The following is a 22,573-nucleotide window of genomic DNA, read 5'->3' as shown; positions in this document are numbered from 1 at the left end:
AGTAAAATACTCTTAAACAAATAAAACGAATTGACAATATCAAATTCGCTCTATTTCATAATGTATTCTCACTTATGCTCTTTCTATTATTCGACTTATAGCTTCTTTTATATTTTCCGGTGTCGTTGCTAAATTTATTCTAATATATTCTTTATAGTTTTTCCCAAACCATTCTCCATAATCTATTGCAAGGCTACATTCATCTTGAATAAATTCCTTTATTGTTCTACCGTTTAATATACTTTTTAAATTGACAAACGCTAAATAGGTTCCTTCCAACGGATAAACTGTTACAGTCGGTAAATACTTTTTAAATTCATTGTACAACATTTTATAATTATACTCAATTACTTCTTTAAGGTTTTCCAACCACTCTTTTCCCTCGCGATAGGCTGATTCTAATGCTATTTGCCCTAAATAACTCGATTCTACAGCTAAATATTTTTTACCGAAATCATCAAATCTTTTTCGTAAAGTTTCATCAGCAATTATTATGGAAGAATGGCATAATGAAGCTAAATTAAAGCTTTTTGAACCGGAATTTGCAACAATTAATCTATCGATGTATTTCCCATTTTCAAGCGATAGTGTTGCTATTTGTTTATGTGGTTTATAAACAAAATCTTGATGAATTTCATCTGATAATACAAGAACGTTATATTTTTCACAAATTTCAAATACTCTCATTTGCTCTTCTAATGTCCAAACTCTTCCAATCGGATTATGTGGAGAACAATGAATATATAATTTAACATTGTTTTCTTTTATGACTTTCTCAAAAGTTTCAAAATCTATTTTAAATTTTCCGTTTTTTTCTAGTAAATTTGCTTCTACTAGTTTTCTCTTACTATTTTTTATCATTAAAGAAAAAGGATAATAAACAGGCGGCATAATAACAACACTATCATCTTCTTTCGTATAAGCGTGTAATATCCACAATATAGCTTGAACTATACCGGGAGCAAATCTTATCCATTCTTTTTCTATCGTGTAGTTATGACGCTCTTTATGCCATTTTATATATTCGGTATAATAACTTTCACTTAATTTTGTATAACCAAATACACCATGCTCTACCCTATTTTTCAGGGTTTTTCTTACACACTCCGGTGTTTTAAACTCCATATCGGCTACCCATAACGCTAATAAATTTGAGTTACCAAATTTTTCTTCTAAGGCATCCCATTTCAATGAATCGGTATTTCGACGTTCTACACTATACTTTTTAACAAATTTTTCTATATCCATAAGTTTTATCTCCTTATTTGCATACTTTTATATTGTTTTTTCTGTCATTTAAACTAACCTAAAAGCTGAAAATATTAGTAAAATTTACTTAATTAGTGCTTATTTTAAATTCTTCTATTAGTTTATTAATAAATAAATCTAAAATTAAATACTTATCTATATAAGATGTTTTCAACATTTTATCATATTCTGCCGCAAGAACTAATGTTTTCATTATTTTCTCAATATCATAATGGACCACACCTTGTACCGCCAATTGAACTCTATAAGGATGAAGACCTAAATTTTTCGCTATTTCTTTTTGAGAATATTGTTCATTTAAAAGTGTTTTTACTTTATAATAAATTCTCAACTGACCGGCTATTAACAAAAGTAAAAATGTGGAATCTTCCTTATTTAATACTAAAGCCGAATATACTTCTCTTAATTTATCATAATTTTTATTAAAAAGCTCATTAGTCAAAGCAAAAACATCATATTCCAAACTTCTGGTAGACAGTAACTCTATATCTTCTTTTTTTATACTACCTTTAGATTCACAGTATAGTATCAACTTTTCAAGTTCACGCTTAATATTTGAAAAATCAAATCTAGTATAATTTACTAAAAATTGTGCATTTTCCTTAGTAATTTTTATGTTATAATTTTTAACTTCTTTAACAATAAAATCTACAAGCTCTCTCTCATTAAAATTAGAAAATTCCTTTAACTCCCCTTGTGTCTTCAAGATTTTTACAATTTTTTTCCTATTATCAATTTTTTCAGAAGATTTTAATATTAAAACAACATCATCATTGATATTCTCTAAATATTTTTCTAAAACATCAATATTATGTTCTATTTTTATTTTTTTAGGTCTTGATAATAAAAAATTACAATTTTCGGCAATAACAACTTTTTCATTACCAAACAAACCGCTACTCCTACATTCATAAATTAATGACTCAATCGTATTTTCATTCATATTTATTTTTATATAATTAAATTCATCTAATATTTTTAAATAATTTTTCGCTATTTTTTTTTCATAGTCATTTACAGCTTCTTTATTTTCTCCATAGATTACATATATATTTTTCATTATTTATCCTCTAGTTTAATCTCAAACTTATTACTGTTTTTATTTATTATTATTTTATCTGCTTCATAATAAATATCCACTTCACCTAGTTTTATTCCTCTATATTTTTCTAATTTTTCGATTTTTATATTTTTAAATTTAGCCAGTTTTACCAATTCTTTTGTTTTTTCGTCCTGATTATCTAAAATTATAATATTTTTCACTAAATTATGACCTGCTATTTCATTTGCATAACCGCTAATATTGGTATTAGAACTCGTTATTAATAAATAATCAAAATTTCTCTTTGATTCATGATTTAACAGTAAATGATACTCGTCCATTATATCATATTCACTATCTTTTTTTCTAAAATCTGTATAAAAATTTTTAATATTATTTGAAGTATTTATTAACAAAGTTTTATTTTTTTCTCTTAAATAATAAACTTCTTTTCCTGCGATAATTAATTTTTCAAATTTGTATTCATAATTAAAAAAATTAAGGCTGCCTATTATAAAAGTCAAAATTATTAAATTAATGATAACTAACTTATTGTTACGTTTATTTAGATTAGCTAAAATAAATAATACTAATAAAAATAAAGTTATTAATGTTATAATTTTTTGTTTGCCTATTACTATGGGTTTAAAAATACCAAATAATTCTTGAATTTTATCATAAACATTGAATATAATGTTTAATATAGGTTTAAACAACATTTTAAAAAGAGATAAATTTATTAAAGAAACAGTGTAACTTATCAATACTATTGGAAAAATTATTAAACTAAATATTGGGACTAAAATAATATTACTTATTAGCGAAATATAAGAAAACGTATAAAAATTAGCTGCTAATATTGGAAAACTTGCCATACTTGAAATTAAGCTGATTTTAAAAGCTTTTTGTAGCGGATTTTTAGAACTTTTTATATAATCTCCGGACATCAAAAGACTAAAAGCAATAAAAAATGAAAGTTCAAACCCTATATCAAATACATAAAGAGGTTTTAGTGCTAATAAAATTATACATGTTATACATAAAGACTCAACTTTACTTTTATCATTTTTTCTCAATAAAATAAAAATTAAAATCGTTCCACCGGCTCTTAAAATTGAAGGGCTTAGCCCACTAATAAAAATATAAAACGGTAAAACAAGAAAAATTATTTTTTCTATAATTTCAACACTTACCCTCATCTTACCCAGCACGTAATAAATTAATCCTACTAATACCCCAAGATGAAGTCCTGATATTGCAAGAAGGTGACTCGTCCCCAAATTTTTATAACTTATAACATCATCTTTTTGCATGTAACTCTTATCTCCAAATATTAGTGCTTGGAAGTATCCGCTTTTGTCAAAAGTAATATCTTTATCTATTTTTTTAATAAGTTTTATTCTAATTTCTTTTAATTTTGATAAAATATTTTCACTATCTTCAATTTTTTCTATATTTTTTAGAGTTATTTGTTTGAAAATTCCTTTATTTTTATTATAATTTTTATAATCAAATGAATAAAAATTATTTCGATCTTTCAAATCTTCTATACTTCCTATTGCATAGATTCTTCCGATAGTAAAATTTTCTTTAAAAAAATCTTTCTCCGTTTTGGTTTTCAAAGTATAATTAAACAATACTTTTTCATTATCTATAGTAGCAATTCCCTTTAAATAATTACCATTAATAGCTACCATATCATCTACATTTAGCATAATTTCTTGAGAATTTGAATTATTAAGATGAGTAATATTTGTTTTTTGAATATGCACACCACGCACAAAGAACACTAAGAAGACTATCAAACAACAGATAGTTTTCCTAGCGTTTAAATTTTTATTTTTCATAAGTATTATCAGAAAAATAGCCGTTAGCATTAAAGCGATTTGTATATTATAGTTTAATAATATACCTATTAACGCTAGTAAAACTAATTGTAAATAAAACATTATTCTTTATTTAATAACCTTTCTACTACCGCTTGAACGTCATAATCCACCTTACGAACTATAACACCTGATTTTTCTAATAATTCTTTTGCATATTCATTATTTCTATAATCATTTGCATAACAAATTTCTTTAATACCAGCTTGAATAATTGATTTTGTACAGTTTAAACATGGAAAATGTGTCACATAAATAGTTGCGCCTTCTGTTCCAACGCCAAATTTAGAACATTGAAGGATCGCATTAATTTCCGCATGAATGGTTCTCACACAATGACCTTCTACTACTTTACAACCAACATCAATACAATGTTCATCCCCTTTTATAGATCCATTATATCCGCCGGATACTATTCTTTTATCTTTTACTATTGTTGCACCAACCGCTAATCTACTACAAGTAGAACGAAGTGATAAGAGATGGCTTTGTGCCATAAAATATTCATCCCAACTAATTCTTTCCATAACTTTTATACCTCTATATTTTCTTTTATTTTTTCGTAGGTTGCTTTCCCTATACCTTTTACTTTTGTTATTTCTTCTTTATTTTTAAATTCTCCATTTTTTTCACGATAAGAAATTATCGCTTCCGCTTTTGTTTTTCCTACTCCGGAAATTTTCATGAGTTGATCTTTATCGGCTGTATTGATATTAATTATTTCTTTATTTTCATTTTGAAAATTATCTGTTGAATTATCCTTATTTTTCGATTTTTCACCTTTTTTGAGTATATTAATAACCATTTGATCTTTTAGTTTTTGACTAAGATTAATATTTGAAGTATCTGCACCCTCTAATAATCCGCCGGCTTCATCAATAATATCTTTTATTCTTTTTTCATTTGTTGTTTCGTACACTCCCGGTTTTTTAACAGCACCTTTTACATCAACAAAAATCTTTTTTGAAACTTCTGAAGTTTTTTCTTGTGATATTTCCTTAGCTTCTTTTGCAAAGTTTGTATCACTATAATCTTCAGTTTTGCTACCTCCCAAAAAGTAAACCGCTCCACAAACTAAAATAATACTGATTGTTAGAGCCCAAAGCATTGTTTTACTATTTTGTTTTAAAAAAACAATTATTTCATCTTTATCTACTTTCATAATATTCTCCCTAAAGACCCTTTATTGTTCTTGTAAAAGTTCTACTACCCTATTTAATACTTCCGGACTTGTTTCTTCATAATGACCTTCATTACTATAAATATAGGAAACTTTTTCTCCGGTTGTTGTAGGATCTATCCCCCAAGTTTTAAATGTTCCGTGAATTTGTGTTACACCCGTTTGTTCTACTATACTCTTTATGTTATTTGAATTAACACCGGCACCCGCTAAAATTTCTATATGACGACCATATTTTTCTTGAAGATAACGTAGCATACTAGCTCCTTGCTCCACTGTTTCTCCTAATCCGCTGGTTAAAATTCTGGTACAACCTAACCCTACCAGTCTTTGAATATTGTGTTCCGGATTTTTTGCAACATCATATGCACGATGAAAAACGCTCTCCGCTCCAAACGAATCACATAGCTCTATCATTTTTTCAGTTGCTTGCCAATCTATCCTTCTATCTTCTGTTAAAAATCCAAACGCAATACCGCTGGCACCGTGTTTTAATAATTCTCTCGCTTCTCTAAACATTTGTTCTTTCTCTAATTCTGTATAACAAAATCCTCCCCCACGGGGTCTTACCATACATATTATAGGAATGGTAACTCCCCGCTCAAGTGCCATATCAAGCGTTGTTGTTGTCGGAGTTAATCCTCCTATATTTGTTGCACCAACGAGTTCAATTCTTCCTGCTCCCTCCGTCTGAGATATTAAACAATCACGAACACTATTTGCACAAACTTCCACTATAAACATATCCTTATAAATCTCCTTATTATTTTAAATTAATTATATCATAAACTTTGATATTTATGAGAAAAAATAAAAAAATTTATTTATTATATTTATTAATAATTAAAGTATATAAATTTAAAACTCACAGTTTAAACATAAACTATGAGTTTCTTAATCTTGCTATTTAGTATATTCTTCAACTAGAACTAATACTTCTTCTGTTGTTGAGCAATTAATTGCTTTATTAACTAATTCTTTCATTTTATCTAATGATAAGTTTTTAATTTGACTTCTTGCCTGAAGTATTGATGTTGCCGACATTGAAAATTCATCTAATTCGATACCTAAAAGCAGCGGAATTGCCAAACTATCGCCTGCCATTTCTCCACACATACCGGTCCATTTACCTTCCTTGTGAGATGCTTCAATAACATTTTTTACAAGGCGTAAAATAGCAGGATTGTAGGGTTGATATAAATAAGATACTTTTTCGCTCATACGATCTGCCGCCATTGTATATTGCACAAGATCGTTGGTTCCGATTGAAAAGAAGTCCACTTCTTTTGCAAAAACATCTGCAATAACAGCTGTTGATGGAATTTCAACCATGATACCTAATTCAATGTTATTACTTACTGCAACACCTTCTGCAACTAATTTTTCTTTTTCTTCTAAGAATAATGCTTTAGCCGAACGAAATTCCTGAATAGTTGCAATCATAGGAAACATTACACATAATTTTCCATAAACAGATGCACGTAATAACGCTCTTAATTGAGTTCTAAATAAATCCTTTTCTTCTAAGCACAATCTAATCGCTCTAAAACCTAGGAATGGATTCATTTCTTTAGGAAGATCCAAGTAAGGCAGTTCTTTATCTCCACCTATGTCAAGAGTACGCACAACAACCGATCTATCTCCCATTCCTTCTAAAACGGATTTGTACGCTTCAAACTGCTCTTCTTCTGTTGGCAGTTGATCACGTCCCATATATAAAAACTCTGTACGATATAAACCGACAGCCTCTCCTCCGTTATTATTTACACCATCTAAGTCGGCTGGAGTACCGATATTGGCAGCTAAAATAACTTCATGACCATCTTTTGTAACAGATTTTTCGGTCACCAACTTAGCCCACTCCGCTTTTTTAGCTTCAAATTTAGCATGTTTTTCTTTATATTCAGCCATGGTAACGTCATCCGGATTCACCAGTACCATACCATCCAATCCGTCAAGAATTAAAATATCGCCATTTTTTACTTCTTCAGTAATCGTACTAGTACCTACAACAGCCGGTATCTCTAATGAACGTGCCATAATAGCGGAGTGCGAAGTACGCCCGCCGATATTAGTTGCAAAACCTTTTACAAACTGTTTATTTAATTGTGCAGTATCCGACGGCGTCAAGTCTTCTGCAATAATAATCACTTCTTCATCAATAAGGCTTGGATTAGGCAAATCTTCTCCTAACAGATGCGCCAAAATACGTTTGGAAACATCACGAATATCCGCAGCACGTTCTTTCATATATTCATTATCCATAGCCTCAAACATGGAAACAAACATATCGCTTGTTTCTTTTAATGCATATTCCGCATTAATTACTTTTGACTCAATATCAGTTTTAACAGTTCCCATAAACTCAGGATCTTCTAAAATTAACAGGTGAGCCTCAAAGATAGCAGCTTTGTCCGCACCAAGATTTTCTAATGCTTTTTCCTTAATAATCGTTAATTCTTTTTTTGATACTTCAATTGCATTTTCAAAACGTTTAATTTCAGCATCTACATCTTGAATTTTAATTTCTTTTACTGTTAAATTAGGTTCTACTAATATATACGCTTTAGCAAAAGATATACCTTGAGAAGCTGCTATACCTTTTAGTTGTAACATCTTATGCTAATCCTTCTTTCTTCATTGTTTCTTCTATTACAGCTAATGCTTCTGTCTCATCAGATCCATCAGCATAAATTACTATATCGGCATCTTTACCGACACCAAGGCTCATAACACCCATGATTGATTTTAAGTTTACTTTACGTCCATTGTACTCCAACTCAATATTAGATTGGAATTTAGAAGCGGCTTGGACTAATAAAGTGGCCGGTCTGGCATGAATTCCTGTTTCATCAATTACTTTAAATTCTTTTTGTACCATAGTTATATTCTCCTTTGATTTAAAAAAATATTTACAGACACATAATACCACATGAAAACAATATTTACAAGTATTTTATATAAAGTTACAATTGCAATTTTTCTTTTAATATCCAGTAAAGATAACAGTTTCATTAGATTATTTTATACGTATGTAATATTTTATGAAAATAGAATGAAAATGAAATATTTATATAATTTTATTAAATAAATTATATATTAATTATATAATACTTATTAAAAACTTTTCCCAAATCTAATGAACAACTTCCTCCATCTGGTAATCAGTAAATTCTATTAGAATTTTTAGTTTTTAACTAAACCACATCTATTAAATCTTTATATTAACTTACCTCCCACTTTAATTAATGACTTAAAACGTTCGTAATCTTCATGATTTCTGTTAAATTCTTTTGCATTCTGATTAATTTCTCTCAAGTTAATACCTTGATCTGTTGCTGCAAAAACACATCCACAGTAGCATTGACGATATATATTGTAGTCATTACACATTTCTACAGAGCGTTTATATCCATTATTTTTTTTAAAATCTGATGGTAAATAATAAATAGAAACTTTTTCTTGAAGAATATAACCCGTTTCATTAATTACCTGTGCATTTTTCTTTGGACTGATAGTTAGTGCCGATGCGAAATAATCATAACCTAATTCTAATGCTTTTAATGCTGAAGTATCAAGACGCATTTCATAACAAATATGACATCTTTCTCCACCTTCTCTATCCTCTTCATGTCCTTTAACAGCTTTTATAAATTTACTCGGTGCATATTCATCAGCTAGAAATGTTATTTTAGTTTTATTACGTTTATTAAATTTTTCTACAAAATCTTTTTGAACCAACATTCGTTTAACATACTCTTCTTTAGGATGAATATTTGAATTAGAAAAGAAAATAGTTATATCACTAAATTCGGATAAATATTCAAGCACATATGTACTACATGGAGCACAACATGAATGAATAAGTATCTTAGGTCTAAAATTAATTTTTTTCCATTCTTCAATAAGTTTTTTTAGTATATTATCATAATTTATTTTTTGATTTTTATGCCGTGTGTTTATAAATTGTTTACTATCTATCATGTAAAACCTTTCTATAAATTCGTAAATTTATTACAATCTTGTTCAAGCAATTAATATTATAGCATAAATAAAACGATATGAGTAACCAAGACGCAAATTATACTAAATAGCGAACCGATTAAATAATATTCAGCAAATGATTGGTTTTCCGATATTTTATTATAACGTGCCACTGATTTTGCTGCAAATATTAATCCAATTGATGCATATTGACCTAATAATACACATATTCCGATAATATATCGTTCTAAGACGCCGATTATTGCTCCCGCCCCCGCAATAGTACCTGAATTATTTTCTACAACTTGATATTTAGAGAATAGTATTTTAAAAACAATATTAATAGGTTTTCCTAATATAGCAAAAAACAGTATAAGACGTAAAATATTGCCAACTGAATTTAATTTTTCATCATTAAAACCAACTAAATAATATAAACACACAATGCAACATATATGAAATATTTGATCAATTACAAATGCTATGCGTTCCAATTTATTTTTACTAATGTATGTGTTTAAACTATATTTCATGCTATCTATTATTATATGACTAAGCCATACCAGTAAAAAATACGTTATATTTATCGGGAAAATAATAACCAATAGTATAAGTGGTAATCCTACAATTATTAGATGCTTAAGTAAATATGTTAATTTAGTTGTTTTTAGCGATGATATTTTTTCACTTTGAAACTGAAAATCCGATAATATATGTACTAATAATGTAATTAATACTATAGGGTTATATAATAACATATTTGATATACCTAAGAAAAAAATATTCATGTTTACTATTCCTCCCTCGTTTCATTAAGTAACATATTCATTGCAATATTTTTATTACGTAGATAAATTTTTATACCACTTGCTTTCAATCTTTTATTAAATGCACTTGGTGTTAGTTCCAATGATTTAGCTAAATTTTTATTTGAAAAATATTCACTGTAATTATTTTCAATAATTAGTTGTTTTAAGATTATTCGCTGTGTTTTTATCCACTTTGATTGAATAAAAGCACAAGCAGAAAGTATAGTGTTAATTACTTCTTCCGTAGCTTTGTTCTCTATGGAAACAGCTATTCTGTTCATTCCATAATCATTATTAGAATGTATAAAATTAATTGCTTTACGTGCTCGCCAATAAGCCGGTCCATCTGAACCTATACTTATGGTTCTGTCAATTTTGGTTAACATTGTTCCTACACCGATACCGAATCGTATTTCATACGGCATAAAAGCCAATGAAATCTCATCTATTATCTGAAATATATAAGTATTAGGTATAAATAAGGCTTGAAATTCATCACCTGCCGTTATTGTAAATGGAGAATATAATTGTTCTTTATATTTAATATTAATTTTATCTAATAAAGTATATAATTTTTTTTGAGCAGTATCCCTATCTATTATTTTCTTTGATGCTATAATATCTCCTATTATTGCTATATACAATTTAACCACCTCTTTTAAAATTATTATATCATATACTATAAAAAATTTCCATTTTAACGGACATTTTTAAAAATGTCTATTATAACGGAAATTTAATAATATAAAACTACTGTTTATATTCTATATTCAAATGTTTATACGCTTTAATTGTTGCACGACGTCCTCGTGGAGTTCTTTCTATAAATCCTTCTTTTACCAGATACGGTTCATAAACATCTTCTATTGTAATGCTTTCTTCTCCTATCGTCACGGCTATTGTTTCTAATCCAACCGCCCTCCCGTCGTAACGTTTTACTAAACACTCAAGGATTTTATAATCAACACTATCAAGCCCTTTTGCATCAACTTGAAGTAAATCAAGTGAATTTATTGCTAAGTCTTGTGTTATAGTTCCATCATTTTTTACCTGAGCAAAATCTCTAACTCGCTTAAGAAGTCTATTTGCTATACGTGGTGTTCCTCGTGATCGCATAGCAATCTCATAACCGCTTTGCTCATCAATTTGGCAATCGAAAATAGCTGCGGTTCTGTTTATTATGTGTTGTAAGTCATCAATATTGTAAAATTCTAAACGACAATGTACTCCAAAACGATCTCTTAACGGAGCAGTTAACGCTCCTGCACGTGTTGTAGCTCCAACCAAAGTAAATGGCGGCAAATCAATACGAATACTGCGTGATTCATCTCCTTTTCCAATTACAATATCTAAATAAAAATCTTCCATTGCAGAATAAAGTATTTCTTCTATTGAACGGCTAATACGATGTATTTCGTCAATAAATAATACATCACCGGGTTCTAAACTGGTAAGAATTGCTGCAAGATCTCCGGATTTTTCTATTGCCGGTCCGGAGGTATATTTTATATTTACGCCCATTTCATTAGCAATAATCGTTGCTAACGTTGTTTTCCCAAGCCCGGGAGGACCGTACAACAAACAATGATCCAATACTTCATCACGTAATTTTGCCGCTTCAATAAATATTTTTAAATTATCTTTTATTTGATTTTGTCCTATGTACTGGCTTAAAAATTTTGGACGCAAAGACTGTTCTTCTCTTTCTTCTCCGCTATTTTGTCCGGCAGAAACTATTCTTTCTTCCATATTATTCTCCTAAACACTCATTAATAATTTTAATCCTTGTTTTACATATTCGTCAACACCGTCGTATCCAAATGTAGAGAGTTTTTTTTCAATTTTTGTTAATTCTCGTTTACTGTATCCTAATGCTTCCAACGCTAGTAACGCATCTTTTAAATAAATATCTGTTGTTGATATTTTTGAATTTGCTACATTAAAATCTATTTTCCCTTGTAGATCCAAAATAATTTGTTGTGCTGATTTTTTGCCAACTCCCGGAAATTTCATTAAGTAAACGACATCTTGTTTTTCTATTGCTGAAATAATTTCATCACTTGTCGCACCGGCAAGAATAGCTAAAGCACTTTTCGGACCAACACCTTTTACTTTTAGTAATAACAAAAATACTTTTTTTTGTTCTTTACTTAAAAAACCGTACAATGTATTTGAATCTTCCCTTACCTGCTGATTAATGTAAACTGTCATTTCACTATTAAGTTTATATTCATAAGGATTGGCTACAATAATTTCATAACCAATACCATTATTTTCAATTATTATATTAGTAGGATTTATTTCCGCTATATTTCCTTTTATGTATGCGTACATTTTTTCACACTCCATCTTTAATTATTTTATTATAAATTTAAACTTAAAAAATCTCAAGTATTTAGGTAAAATGCATTTTTTAAAAAAATCTATACTCTATAATATAAATTTCTTTATTTTGTGTTACCCCTGCATCAAGACCTTTTGGATCTTGAACTGCTGCAAACGACCAATAAAGTCTTTCTGATAATTTTTCATGTCCAATCCCTAATTCTTCATGAGAATTATGTTCCTTAGAATGTAAGTAGAACCTTTCAGTACGTGAGGCTGCAAAATCATAAACTGCTGATGCTGCCCCTTTAATACTTATTTCACTTTCCGGAACAACCTCACTGAAAACACTCAGCCCAGAAATATTAACACCTATATTATTTGTATTTATAGAGTTTACTTTATCAACCAACTCTTGCCATTTATAGACCTTTGCTCTCTCATCTTTTCTTAATTCACTAATAAAAACTTGCATTACAAAATTTCTACCTATTTGTTTAGCGATTATTCTTAAATTTTCATCATTTGTCAATTCCTTCATAAACTATTCAACTATATTATAACAAATAAACCGTTTTCTTTTCAGAAAAACAATAATACAAAAGAATACTAATATTTAGGAAGAAATTAAAAATACTAGAAACTAAAATTTTTATCGTTTTATAATTATTTAAAAAATAAATTTCATATACCTCAATAACATTTTTTATAATTATATTACTTAAAACAACTAATGGAAAAAGTATAAATTTTAGGCACAAAAGATACATATGTTAAACAAGGAAATTAAACATGTTAAAAAATATATCCATAAAGTATAAATTTTATCTATTAAGTTAAGAAAATTTAATACATATAAATATTAAATTTTTTAAAAATATTTAACTGTCTATTTATATATAACACTTCTTAGACCTAATATATAATATATTTTTAATTATAAGAACTATTAATTTTATTAATACTTATATTAAAAAATGCAATTAGAAATTTTTATATAAATAAAATATAATAAAGATATAAGGAATCGTTTTCAAATATAACAAAGGAGTGAGCATTATGAAAATTGTAAACAAAGGAACTTTTGCTTTTGAAGATTCAATCACACAAGCAGCGAAACTGTTTCCAATGTATCAGGTTTTAAATGAAGATGGAGAAATTGTTAATCCCGATTTATTTCCTGATGTAAGTGATGAAAAGCTTGTTGAATTGATGAAAGTATTGATTTTCGGAAGAACATATGACGAACGCGTCATTATTCTTAATCGACAAGGTGCATTAGGTAATTATCCGCCTGCCGGTGGTCAAGAAGCAAGTCAGCTTGCTACGACATTTGCGTTACAGGATAATGATTTTTTAGTACCTACCTACCGTGATATTCCTCCGTTATTATTACGTGGACTAACTCTTGAACAAGCATTTTTATGGTATAAAGGTCATATTAGATCAAATCAATATCCAGAAAGCATTACTGCATTTTCTCCACAAGTTATCGTAGGTGGTCAAATGCCACATGCGACCGGGGTAGCATTCGGTAAACGTTTAAAAGGTGAAAAAAATGTTGTATTAGCATTTTGTGGTGATGGCGGTTCATCGCAAGGAGATTTCTACGAAGGTTTAAATTTTGCAGGTGTTTATAATGCGCCATTAATAACTATTCTACAAAATAACGGTTACGGTATTTCAACTCCAACATCAAAACAAACAAAAGCACTTACCTTTGCACAAAAAGGTGTTGCTGCCGGTATCGCTTGTATTAAAGTAGACGGAATGGATCCGCTGACAATGTATTCTGCTGTATTAAAAGCACGTGAATATGCCATTGAGAATGGGCCGGTATTAATAGAAGCATATACGTACCGTTTAGGACCACATACCATGTCAGATGATCCTACTCGTTATCGTAGTGATGAAGAAGTAGCCGAATGGCAAAAAAAAGATCCGCTTATAAGATTAAGAAAATATCTTGCGAAAAAAGGATTATGGAACGAAACGATGGAAGAAGAAACTGTTGAAGATGTAAAACGTCAAATTAAAGAAGCTATGGTTAACATTAACAAAGCGGAAAAACAAAAAATATCAACATTCTTAGAGTATATGTTCGAAGTACCGACTCAAAATATTAAAGAACAAATTGAAATTTATAAACAAAGGGAGGCGGGATAACATGACTGAAAAAACTATTGCACAAGCTGTAACAGAAGCATTAGATTATAAATTAGCAACCGATGATAAAACTATTATCTTTGGAGAAGATGTAGGTAAAAATGGTGGCGTGTTCCGTATCACAGACGGTTTGCAAGCAAAATATGGTGATAAACGTGTTCTTGATACCCCACTTGCAGAGTCAGGAATTTTAGGATTATCTATAGGGCTTGCCGCAGAAGGATTTAGACCCATTCCTGAAATTCAGTTTTTAAGTTTTATTTTAGAAGGATTTGATGCAGTTTACTCTCAATTATCACGTTTTAGATATCGTTCAGGAAATACTCGTAATATGCCGGTAACTATCCGTTCCACTTTTGGAGGTCCTGTACATACTCCGGAATTACACTCTGATAGCTTAGACGGTTTATTAGCACAAATCCCCGGATTACGTGTTGTTGTGCCAAGCAACCCCTATGATGCAAAAGGCTTGCTGATTTCTGCCATCGAAAGTAACGACCCTGTTGTTTTTTTAGAACATCTGAAAATGTATCGTTCAATTAAAGGCGACGTTCCGGAAGAAGCTTATCGTGTTCCATTAGACAAAGCAAGTGTTGTAAGAAAAGGTACTGATGTGTCTATTATCACTTATGGATTAATGGTTCATTACAGCTTGCAAGCAGCTGAAGAATTGGAAAAACAAGGTATTTCAGTAGAAGTTGTTGATTTACGTACAGTATCTCCTATTGATATGGAAACTGTTATCACCTCCGTGAAAAAAACCGGTCGTGTCATAGTTGTTCAAGAATCACAACGTCAGGCAGGGGTTGCAGGTCAACTGTTATCTGAAATTGCTGAACGTGCATTTATGTATTTAGATGCTCCTGTTGGTCGTGTTACATCACCGGATACAACATTTGCGTTCGGTTTAGCAGAAGATTACTGGCTACCTACTCCGGAAGATATTATAGCAAAAGCTAAGGAAATATACGATTTTTAGTTGAAAGGAGGGAAAATTATGATTTATTCATTTATTTTACCGGATAGCGGTGAAGGATTACATGAAAGTGAAATTATATTATGGGGATTCAAAGAAGGTGAAACGGTCAAAGAAGACGATATTTTAGTAGAAATACAAAGTGATAAAGCTGTTATCGGTTTACCATCACCTGTCACCGGTACTATTAAAACAATATATGCAAAAGAAGGAGATATTGCTAAGGTAGGTTCGGTTATCGTTGATATAGAAACTGAACATGTACCTAATGATTCCCCAAAAGAAAAACAAAGTAATACAGAAGAAAAAATAAATATTCCTACTCCGGTATCATCTAAAAAAGAAAATAATAATGATATTGATATCCGTTTGTTAGCCATTCCTCGTGTTAGAAAATATGCACGCGAAAAAGGTGTAGATATACGCTTAGTATCCCCAACCGGTAGACGTGGGCTAGTTACAATTAAAGATATTGATAATTATTTAAGCGGCACTAACCAAGTAACAATAGATAAACATTCAATAGTAGATATTAGTCCGGAAGCCGTTATTGAAGATATAAAACCTGCTGCTCAAGAAGATATACAGCCACAAATTTCTACTATTCCTACGCATAAAGAACGCATCACACGTGTTCCGATGTCCGGTATTCGTAAAGTAATTGCCAAAGCAATGGTTTCAAGTAAGACAATTTCTCCTCATGTAACAGTGTTGGATCAAGTTAATGTTGAACGATTGGTAGAGCATAGAAATTCAATAAAACCACTCGCTCAAGATAGAGAAATAAAATTAACATATACGGCATATTTTATTAAAGCTGTTGCCGCTACATTGACAAAATTCCCGGAATTGAATGTTTCTATTGATAATGAAAAACAGGAAATTATTTATAAGAACTATATTAATGTTGGTGTAGCTACGGATACTCAACATGGATTATTTGTTCCAAATATTAAAGATACCAACCATAAGAGTTTATTTACTATAGCTCGTGAACTGGAAAAAAACACAGAATTAGCACATGCAGGTAAATTGGGCCGTGACGTTCAAACTGATGGATCAATGACTATAACTAATGTTGGATCAATCGCTACCAGCGGAGTATGGGCAACTCCAATTATTAATCAACCGGAAGTGGCAATTTTAGGTTTTGGACGTTTTGAAGAAACATTTATTCCCGATGAAAACAAACAACCAAAACTTGTTCCTATGTTAAAACTATCATTCTCATTTGATCATCGTATAATAGATGGCGGTACAGCACAACGTGCATTAAATACAATTAAAGAATACTTAGCTAATCCTGAATTATTATTGGTGGAGGGATAAGTATGGTAGTTGGAAATTTTATTCAAGAATTAGAAACAATCGTTATAGGTGGAGGCCCCGGTGGATATGTGGCTGCTATTCGTCTTGCACAACTTGGGAAAAAAGTTACTCTCTTTGAAAAAAATAAAGTTGGCGGTACATGCTTACACTGTGGATGTATCCCCTCTAAAGCATTAATTTCAGTCGGCCACCAATACGAGAATACTAAAAACACTTCAAGAGGTATTAAAGCTGATAATGTTACTATTGATTTTTCACTTACACAACAATGGAAAAATGAAGAAGTAATAGGTTTGTTACATAATGGTGTTAAGAATTTATTAAAGAAAAATGGTGTAGAAGTAGTCTACGGTGAAGTTAATTTTGTTAATGATAATACCGTCAGTGTTATTTTAGATGAATTCCACAATAATACCTATCATTTCAAAAATGCTATTATTGCAACAGGAACTGAACCTATTGAAATAAAAGGATTTAAGTTTAAAGATCGTATTCTCAGTTCAACAGAAGTATTAAATTTAACCGAAATTCCGAGTTCACTTGTTGTTATAGGTGGAGGATATATCGGAATTGAACTGGCAGGAGCATATGCTACACTTGGCACAAAAGTAACGATACTTGAAGGAACAGATAAGATATTACGCGTCTTTGAAGATGATATTGCCAATGTTGTTATAAATAATCTCAAATCAAAAGGTGTGGAAATTATTACCAACGCTCATGCTGAAAATGCAGAAAGTAGTGATACATCTGCCCTCGTTAATTATTCAATAGGTAATGAGAAATACTCCATTTCAGCAGATTATGTCCTCGTTTCTGTCGGAAGAAAACCCAACTTTGAAGAATTAGGTTTGGAATATGCAGGTATAGAATTAGATAGTAAAGGTTTAATACGTGTCGATGAGCAACGCCGTACCACTGTAAAACATATTTTCGCTATCGGTGACATTGTTCCCGGTCCTACACTTGCACATAAAGCTATGTATGAAGCAAAAATAGCTGCTGAAGCACTAGTTGGGGACAGCACCGCTGTTGTAGATTATTTCAGTATTCCTACTGTATGTTTCACTACGCCGGAAATAGCACTTGTCGGATATACTAAAGAACAAGCTAAAGAACATGGTTATGATGTTGTTGTCGGTCAATATCCATTCGGTCACAACGGTCGTGCATTATCCATTGGACAAAATCAGGGATTCGTCCGCATAATTGCACTAAAAGATACCAACAAGCTATTAGGTGCGGCTATTGTTGGTCCCGGTGCCAGTGATTTAATTGCAGAATTATCTATAGCAATAGAACAAGGATTAACCGTTGATGATATTTCCTTAACTATACATGGTCATCCGTCATTAAATGAAGTAGTTGTTGAAGCAGCAGATATGATATTGAAAAAAGCCATCCATGGATAACTCCGGAGATTGAGGGGGATTATCCCCCCTTCTCTTTATTGCATAATTAATATAAATAAGTTTATGTAAACTTCATGGTATATTTATTACAAATTTTATACAAAAATACTAATTTGTTTTATAATATTTAACAAGTATTTTTACTACTAAATATTTATAAGGAGGTTACTATAATGGAAGAAAAAGTAACGTTTAAAACATTTATTATGAATGTACTTAATGGTATTGCTTTAGGTACTGTTATTTGCTTAATACCCGGCGCATTACTAGGTGAATTATTAAAACCCTTAGTCAAAGCATATCCAAGTTTATCGTTTTTATCAATGTCAACAACAATATCTAATGCCGTTATCGGGCTTGCATCCGGTGTTATTATAGGGATGATGTTTAAGTTTACACCTATACAATCTATTTCCATCGGATTAGCTACACTTTACGCAAGCGGTTCTATTGTTTTAACACCTGATAAAACGGGACTTATGTTAAAAGGTGCCGGTGACATTGTTACTATGATTTTTACAGCAGCATTAGCTACCGCTTTTATACTATTAATCGGTGATAAAACTAAGAATTATGCGGTATTAATACTACCGCCATTGACATTAGTTGGCGTCGGCGGTATTGGTAGATATACACTGCCTTTCTTTTCAGAATTGACTAGAATTCTCGGAGACGGTATTAAACATTTATTAACACTTCAACCGATTTTACTAACAATTCTAATTGCTATTATCTTCGCTTGTTTAATAGTAACACCGATTACTTCTGTTGGTGTTGCACTTGCTATTAATATTGACGGTATTGCTTCCGGTGCTGCTAACCTTGGTATTTGTGCTTGTGGTTTTACCCTTGCAATTGCAGGATGGTATGTTAATAGTAAAGGTATTAGCTTAGCACATTTTATCGGTTCGCCGAAAATTTCAATGGCAAATGTTCTTGCTAAACCAAAAATTATGCTCCCTGCTATATGCAGTGCCGCATGCACCGGTGTTCTAGCAACATTTTTTAATATTAAAGGTACTGCAATGAGTGCAGGTTTCGGTTTTAGTGGATTTGTAGGGCCACTAGCACACCTAAGCACTACTAATGGAGGAATTTTTGAGATAATTAAAGCCTTTCTGATTTTTGCAGGAGTACCAATTATCACAGGATATTTCTTTGTTAAGTTATTTACAAAAATTATCCCTATTATTAAAGAAGAAGACTATAAAATTAATTTATAATATATTGCACCTAATAACAACAATAAATTCTGTTTTATTAGGTGCATTTTTTACAAGGAGATTTATGTATGATAAAAAATTTTAAAGAAATTGATGAATTATTAAAAAAAAATGTAGCAACTCCAAAAAAAATCGTTGTCGTTAAAGCCGGTCAAAAGCACGCATTACAGAGTGTTTTTGAGTTTGCACGTGCAGGATATTTAACTCCTATTTTAATCGACTCTAAGGAAACTATTATCAATATACTTTCCTCTATTGATACTGAAAATATTCCATATGAAATTATTGATGAGGCTGATGATACGCTGGCTGCCAAGAAAGGTGTTGAATTAATCAAAAATAAAAAATCTGATTTTTTAATGAAAGGTCAACTTAATACCGCAACATTACTTCGTGAAGTTGTTAACAGTAAAACAGGTATTCGAAATAATGATGTACTTTTCCATCTAGCACTTTTGGATATTCCAAATTACAATAAACTGCTTGGTATCACCGATGGTGGTATGCTCCTTTTTCCGACTATAGAACAAAAAAAACAAATTATTACCGATGTAACTGATATTTTTACAAAATTAGGATATAAAAAAACAAAAATCAGTTTATTATCAGCTGCTGAAAAAGTTAACCCTAAACTGCAATCATCCGTCGAAGCTGCTGAAATAGCCGAACAATATAAAAGTAACACAAACATTATAGTCGAGGGCCCTCTATCACTAGATATATCACTTGATAAACCTATTGCTGAAGAAAAAGGCTATACCGGTGTTATTCAAGGTGATGCGGATGTGTTGCTGGTACCGGATATTGTTTCAGGAAATGCTGTATCTAAATCACTTATTCTAATGGCAAACGCTCAAATGGCAGGTCTTGTGCTTGGAGCAACCGTTCCTATTGTTTTAACATCACGTTCTGCTACTGAAATAGAAAAAAAATATTCATTAGCACTCGCATTACTAGTCAGTGGAGGTAAATAAATATGAAAAAAATATTTGTTATTAATCCCGGTGCAACTTCGACTAAAGTTGCTTATTTTGAAGATGAACAACAAGTATTCGGAACCGAACTTACTTATAATATTGATGATTTAAAAGTATTTAAAACAGTTTTTGAACAACTTGATTTACGTTTTAAAGATATTAAAAACATTATTAATACACATTTAACGAACATTAGCTTTGATGCTGTCGTTGGGCGCGGAGGACTATTACCACCTGTTGAAGCCGGTGCTATAGAAGTAAACGATGAATTAATTGATTGTTTAAAAAACAGACCGGTCTTAGAACATGCATCTAATCTTGGTGCTGCTCTTGCAAACAGAGTTGCTAAGGAATTCGGTTCTATATCTGCAAAATCATTTATTTATGATCCCGTTACTGTCGATCAAATGGACAATATTGCACGTATTTCCGGTTCTTCTTTAATAGAACGAAGTAGCACCGGCCACGCATTGAATATGCGTGCAGTTGCCAGAACGATAGCTAAAACTCTTAACAAACCATATGAAGAAAGCAATATAATCGTTGTTCATGTTGGCGGTGGTGCCAGCGCAAGTGCACATAAAAAAGGACGTATGATAGATGTTATTTCAGATGATGAAGTAATGTTCTCAAGTGAACGTACGGGCGGTATTCCTTTGAAACAATATATCAAACTGTGTTACATGTACGATAAACAAACCGTTACCGAACTAACTCGAAAAAAAGGTGGTCTTGTTTCGTATTTCGGCACAAATGATGCACGAAAAATACATGAATTGATGAATAATGGTGATGAAAAAGCGTTATTGGTTCTAAAAGCTATGGCTTATCAAATTGCTAAAGCTATTGGAGAATTAGCGACTGTTTTAAAAGGTAATGTAGATGCAACTGTACTCACAGGAGGAATTGCTCATTCTAGTTTTATTGCAGAAGAAGTACATGAGCGTGTGAAATTTATTGCACCGTTTTTTACCGTCCCCGGTGAAAAAGAAATGTCAGCACTCGCTAACGGTGCACTACGTGTTTTAAATGGTGAAGAAACAGCTCAAATTTTTAAAGAAAAATAAATTATTTATCTTAATCAGGCTAATAATTATATTGGCTTGATTTTTTATTTTTGATATAATAAGTAAGTAACACAATAATTTCATTTTTGGAGTCATTATGCTTAAACTGTTAACAAATAAAAAATTTAATATTTTTAAAACAATAAATATTGTAAACCCACTTATTCCAATTGCAACCGATGAGATGTTTTTAAGAACCGAACTGTCCGATAATGAATGTATATTACACATATATACATTAACCAATTCAGCTATAATCGGTATTCCTGATACAAGAATTCCATTCTTTTATAAATCGCTTTTTACGTTTTATAGAAATAATATGATTCCTGCTGTTAGAAATATCGGTGGTCTTGGAATTATCGCTGATACCGGTATTTTAAATTTTTCTATTATTATGACAAAACCCAAAGAAAATTTTTCAATTAATGAAGGTTATTTTCTTATGACTGATTTCATTAAAGCTATATTTCCCGAAGGAAGTAAATCAATAAAAGCATATGAAATTAAAAACTCATATTGCCCGGGAGATTTTGATCTGAGTATTAACGGAAAAAAATTTGCAGGTATTGCCCAACGAAAAATAAAAAATTCCGTCATTATCTCTATTTACATAAGCCTGTTTGGCAATCAAAACCGACGTGCTGGAATTATGAAAGAATTTTATGACATCGGAATTTCTAATCAAAAAATTAACTACAACTACCCCATTATTAAGCCTGAGTGTATGGATACTTTAGAAAATTTACTTGGAATTCCTTTAACAGTAGAAGATATTTTTAAACGTATTAATAAAGTTTTAGCTTCTTTAAACATTATTATAAAAGAAGGAATTTATACTGCCGAAATGTTAGAAAATTATGAACAAATTTTTATTAAATCAAAAGAACGTAATGAATATTTTTTAAAGCAAAAATAAAAATGAACT

General features: G+C 30.7%; 22 protein-coding genes. 8 read left to right on the top strand and 14 right to left on the bottom strand.

What is annotated here, in order from left to right:
* Positions 1–72: 72 nt before the first annotated feature.
* The 14 genes from BQ7358_RS06920 to BQ7358_RS06855 form a co-directional block, all read right to left on the bottom strand.
* Positions 73–1,248: a MalY/PatB family protein gene (locus BQ7358_RS06920; RefSeq protein ID WP_062173485.1), complete on the bottom strand. Its 1,176-nt coding sequence runs from the start codon at positions 1,246–1,248 to the stop codon at positions 73–75.
* Between the two features lie 88 nt (positions 1,249–1,336).
* Positions 1,337–2,329, bottom strand: coding sequence for a DNA polymerase III subunit delta (gene holA, locus BQ7358_RS06915; protein WP_062173487.1), 993 nt, complete (start codon positions 2,327–2,329; stop codon positions 1,337–1,339).
* Positions 2,329–4,158 (bottom strand): ComEC/Rec2 family competence protein, encoded by a 1,830-nt coding sequence (locus BQ7358_RS06910; RefSeq protein ID WP_231723751.1) that lies wholly within the window; start codon positions 4,156–4,158, stop codon positions 2,329–2,331. The genes holA and BQ7358_RS06910 overlap by 1 nt, the downstream gene beginning before the upstream one ends.
* A gap of 101 nt (positions 4,159–4,259) precedes the next feature.
* Positions 4,260–4,724, bottom strand: a complete 465-nt coding sequence (locus tag BQ7358_RS06905; RefSeq protein ID WP_062173497.1) for a ComE operon protein 2 — start codon at positions 4,722–4,724, stop codon at positions 4,260–4,262.
* A 5-nt stretch (positions 4,725–4,729) separates the two neighbouring features.
* Complete coding sequence (locus BQ7358_RS06900) at positions 4,730–5,359, bottom strand: helix-hairpin-helix domain-containing protein (RefSeq protein ID WP_062173500.1); 630 nt, start codon at positions 5,357–5,359, stop codon at positions 4,730–4,732.
* Between the two features lie 21 nt (positions 5,360–5,380).
* Positions 5,381–6,121: a copper homeostasis protein CutC gene (locus tag BQ7358_RS06895; RefSeq protein ID WP_062173502.1), complete on the bottom strand. Its 741-nt coding sequence runs from the start codon at positions 6,119–6,121 to the stop codon at positions 5,381–5,383.
* A gap of 159 nt (positions 6,122–6,280) precedes the next feature.
* The gene (gene ptsP / locus BQ7358_RS06890) at positions 6,281–7,993 is read right to left on the bottom strand and encodes a phosphoenolpyruvate--protein phosphotransferase (RefSeq protein ID WP_072520399.1); all 1,713 of its coding nucleotides are present in this window, start codon (positions 7,991–7,993) and stop codon (positions 6,281–6,283) included.
* A 1-nt stretch (position 7,994) separates the two neighbouring features.
* Positions 7,995–8,258 (bottom strand): phosphocarrier protein HPr, encoded by a 264-nt coding sequence (locus BQ7358_RS06885; protein ID WP_072520398.1) that lies wholly within the window; start codon positions 8,256–8,258, stop codon positions 7,995–7,997.
* Between the two features lie 338 nt (positions 8,259–8,596).
* Complete coding sequence (locus BQ7358_RS06880; protein ID WP_062173507.1) at positions 8,597–9,361, bottom strand: epoxyqueuosine reductase QueH; 765 nt, start codon at positions 9,359–9,361, stop codon at positions 8,597–8,599.
* Positions 9,362–9,417: 56 nt separating this feature from the next.
* Positions 9,418–10,149 carry a DUF3307 domain-containing protein gene (locus BQ7358_RS06875; RefSeq protein ID WP_062173509.1) on the bottom strand — a complete coding sequence of 244 codons (732 nt, stop codon included), beginning with the start codon at positions 10,147–10,149 and terminating at the stop codon, positions 9,418–9,420.
* A 5-nt stretch (positions 10,150–10,154) separates the two neighbouring features.
* On the bottom strand, positions 10,155–10,814 hold the full coding sequence (locus BQ7358_RS06870; RefSeq protein WP_062173511.1) for a SatD family protein: 660 nt from the start codon (positions 10,812–10,814) through the stop codon (positions 10,155–10,157).
* 106 nt (positions 10,815–10,920) lie between these two features.
* On the bottom strand, positions 10,921–11,919 hold the full coding sequence (ruvB, locus tag BQ7358_RS06865) for a Holliday junction branch migration DNA helicase RuvB (RefSeq protein ID WP_062173513.1): 999 nt from the start codon (positions 11,917–11,919) through the stop codon (positions 10,921–10,923).
* 9 nt (positions 11,920–11,928) lie between these two features.
* Entirely contained in the window at positions 11,929–12,504 is a 576-nt protein-coding gene (gene ruvA / locus BQ7358_RS06860; protein ID WP_062173515.1) for a Holliday junction branch migration protein RuvA, read from the bottom strand.
* A 79-nt stretch (positions 12,505–12,583) separates the two neighbouring features.
* Positions 12,584–13,036: a hypothetical protein gene (locus BQ7358_RS06855; protein WP_062173517.1), complete on the bottom strand. Its 453-nt coding sequence runs from the start codon at positions 13,034–13,036 to the stop codon at positions 12,584–12,586.
* Between the two features lie 518 nt (positions 13,037–13,554).
* On the opposite strand from BQ7358_RS06855, the gene pdhA reads away from it, so the two are divergent.
* From pdhA to BQ7358_RS06815, 8 genes are all read left to right on the top strand, one after another.
* The gene (gene pdhA, locus BQ7358_RS06850; protein WP_072520397.1) at positions 13,555–14,661 is read left to right on the top strand and encodes a pyruvate dehydrogenase (acetyl-transferring) E1 component subunit alpha; all 1,107 of its coding nucleotides are present in this window, start codon (positions 13,555–13,557) and stop codon (positions 14,659–14,661) included.
* Position 14,662: 1 nt separating this feature from the next.
* Complete coding sequence (locus BQ7358_RS06845) at positions 14,663–15,640, top strand: alpha-ketoacid dehydrogenase subunit beta (RefSeq protein ID WP_062173521.1); 978 nt, start codon at positions 14,663–14,665, stop codon at positions 15,638–15,640.
* Positions 15,641–15,658: 18 nt separating this feature from the next.
* Positions 15,659–16,966, top strand: a complete 1,308-nt coding sequence (locus BQ7358_RS06840; RefSeq protein ID WP_062173523.1) for a dihydrolipoamide acetyltransferase family protein — start codon at positions 15,659–15,661, stop codon at positions 16,964–16,966.
* Positions 16,967–16,968: 2 nt separating this feature from the next.
* Entirely contained in the window at positions 16,969–18,378 is a 1,410-nt protein-coding gene (gene lpdA / locus BQ7358_RS06835) for a dihydrolipoyl dehydrogenase (protein WP_072520396.1), read from the top strand.
* A 173-nt stretch (positions 18,379–18,551) separates the two neighbouring features.
* Positions 18,552–19,601: a PTS sugar transporter subunit IIC gene (locus BQ7358_RS06830; protein ID WP_062173527.1), complete on the top strand. Its 1,050-nt coding sequence runs from the start codon at positions 18,552–18,554 to the stop codon at positions 19,599–19,601.
* A 68-nt stretch (positions 19,602–19,669) separates the two neighbouring features.
* Positions 19,670–20,575 carry a phosphate acyltransferase gene (locus BQ7358_RS06825; RefSeq protein WP_062173529.1) on the top strand — a complete coding sequence of 302 codons (906 nt, stop codon included), beginning with the start codon at positions 19,670–19,672 and terminating at the stop codon, positions 20,573–20,575.
* Between the two features lie 2 nt (positions 20,576–20,577).
* Positions 20,578–21,645: a butyrate kinase gene (gene buk, locus BQ7358_RS06820; RefSeq protein WP_062173531.1), complete on the top strand. Its 1,068-nt coding sequence runs from the start codon at positions 20,578–20,580 to the stop codon at positions 21,643–21,645.
* A gap of 97 nt (positions 21,646–21,742) precedes the next feature.
* Entirely contained in the window at positions 21,743–22,564 is an 822-nt protein-coding gene (locus BQ7358_RS06815; protein WP_062173533.1) for a lipoate--protein ligase family protein, read from the top strand.
* The last annotated feature ends 9 nt before the right edge of the window (positions 22,565–22,573 follow it).

Origin of the sequence: Gemella massiliensis, assembly GCF_900120125.1 — a bacterium.
Lineage (GTDB): Bacteria > Bacillota > Bacilli > Staphylococcales > Gemellaceae > Gemella > Gemella massiliensis.
This window is presented reverse-complemented; position numbering and strand designations above follow the sequence as displayed.

Bases quoted from the DNA above. Each gene is read 5' to 3' on its own strand.
- BQ7358_RS06920 (WP_062173485.1), bottom strand. From the start codon at position 1,248: ATGGATATAGAAAAATTTGTTAAAAAGTATAGTGTAGAACGTCGAAAT.
- holA (WP_062173487.1), bottom strand. From the start codon at position 2,329: ATGAAAAATATATATGTAATCTATGGAGAAAATAAAGAAGCTGTAAAT.
- BQ7358_RS06910 (WP_231723751.1), bottom strand. From the start codon at position 4,158: ATGAAAAATAAAAATTTAAACGCTAGGAAAACTATCTGTTGTTTGATA.
- BQ7358_RS06905 (WP_062173497.1), bottom strand. From the start codon at position 4,724: ATGGAAAGAATTAGTTGGGATGAATATTTTATGGCACAAAGCCATCTC.
- BQ7358_RS06900 (WP_062173500.1), bottom strand. From the start codon at position 5,359: ATGAAAGTAGATAAAGATGAAATAATTGTTTTTTTAAAACAAAATAGT.
- BQ7358_RS06895 (WP_062173502.1), bottom strand. From the start codon at position 6,121: ATGTTTATAGTGGAAGTTTGTGCAAATAGTGTTCGTGATTGTTTAATA.
- ptsP (WP_072520399.1), bottom strand. From the start codon at position 7,993: ATGTTACAACTAAAAGGTATAGCAGCTTCTCAAGGTATATCTTTTGCT.
- BQ7358_RS06885 (WP_072520398.1), bottom strand. From the start codon at position 8,258: ATGGTACAAAAAGAATTTAAAGTAATTGATGAAACAGGAATTCATGCC.
- BQ7358_RS06880 (WP_062173507.1), bottom strand. From the start codon at position 9,361: ATGATAGATAGTAAACAATTTATAAACACACGGCATAAAAATCAAAAA.
- BQ7358_RS06875 (WP_062173509.1), bottom strand. From the start codon at position 10,149: ATGAATATTTTTTTCTTAGGTATATCAAATATGTTATTATATAACCCT.
- ruvB (WP_062173513.1), bottom strand. From the start codon at position 11,919: ATGGAAGAAAGAATAGTTTCTGCCGGACAAAATAGCGGAGAAGAAAGA.
- ruvA (WP_062173515.1), bottom strand. From the start codon at position 12,504: ATGTACGCATACATAAAAGGAAATATAGCGGAAATAAATCCTACTAAT.
- BQ7358_RS06855 (WP_062173517.1), bottom strand. From the start codon at position 13,036: ATGAAGGAATTGACAAATGATGAAAATTTAAGAATAATCGCTAAACAA.
- pdhA (WP_072520397.1), top strand. From the start codon at position 13,555: ATGAAAATTGTAAACAAAGGAACTTTTGCTTTTGAAGATTCAATCACA.
- BQ7358_RS06845 (WP_062173521.1), top strand. From the start codon at position 14,663: ATGACTGAAAAAACTATTGCACAAGCTGTAACAGAAGCATTAGATTAT.
- BQ7358_RS06840 (WP_062173523.1), top strand. From the start codon at position 15,659: ATGATTTATTCATTTATTTTACCGGATAGCGGTGAAGGATTACATGAA.
- lpdA (WP_072520396.1), top strand. From the start codon at position 16,969: ATGGTAGTTGGAAATTTTATTCAAGAATTAGAAACAATCGTTATAGGT.
- BQ7358_RS06830 (WP_062173527.1), top strand. From the start codon at position 18,552: ATGGAAGAAAAAGTAACGTTTAAAACATTTATTATGAATGTACTTAAT.
- BQ7358_RS06825 (WP_062173529.1), top strand. From the start codon at position 19,670: ATGATAAAAAATTTTAAAGAAATTGATGAATTATTAAAAAAAAATGTA.
- buk (WP_062173531.1), top strand. From the start codon at position 20,578: ATGAAAAAAATATTTGTTATTAATCCCGGTGCAACTTCGACTAAAGTT.
- BQ7358_RS06815 (WP_062173533.1), top strand. From the start codon at position 21,743: ATGCTTAAACTGTTAACAAATAAAAAATTTAATATTTTTAAAACAATA.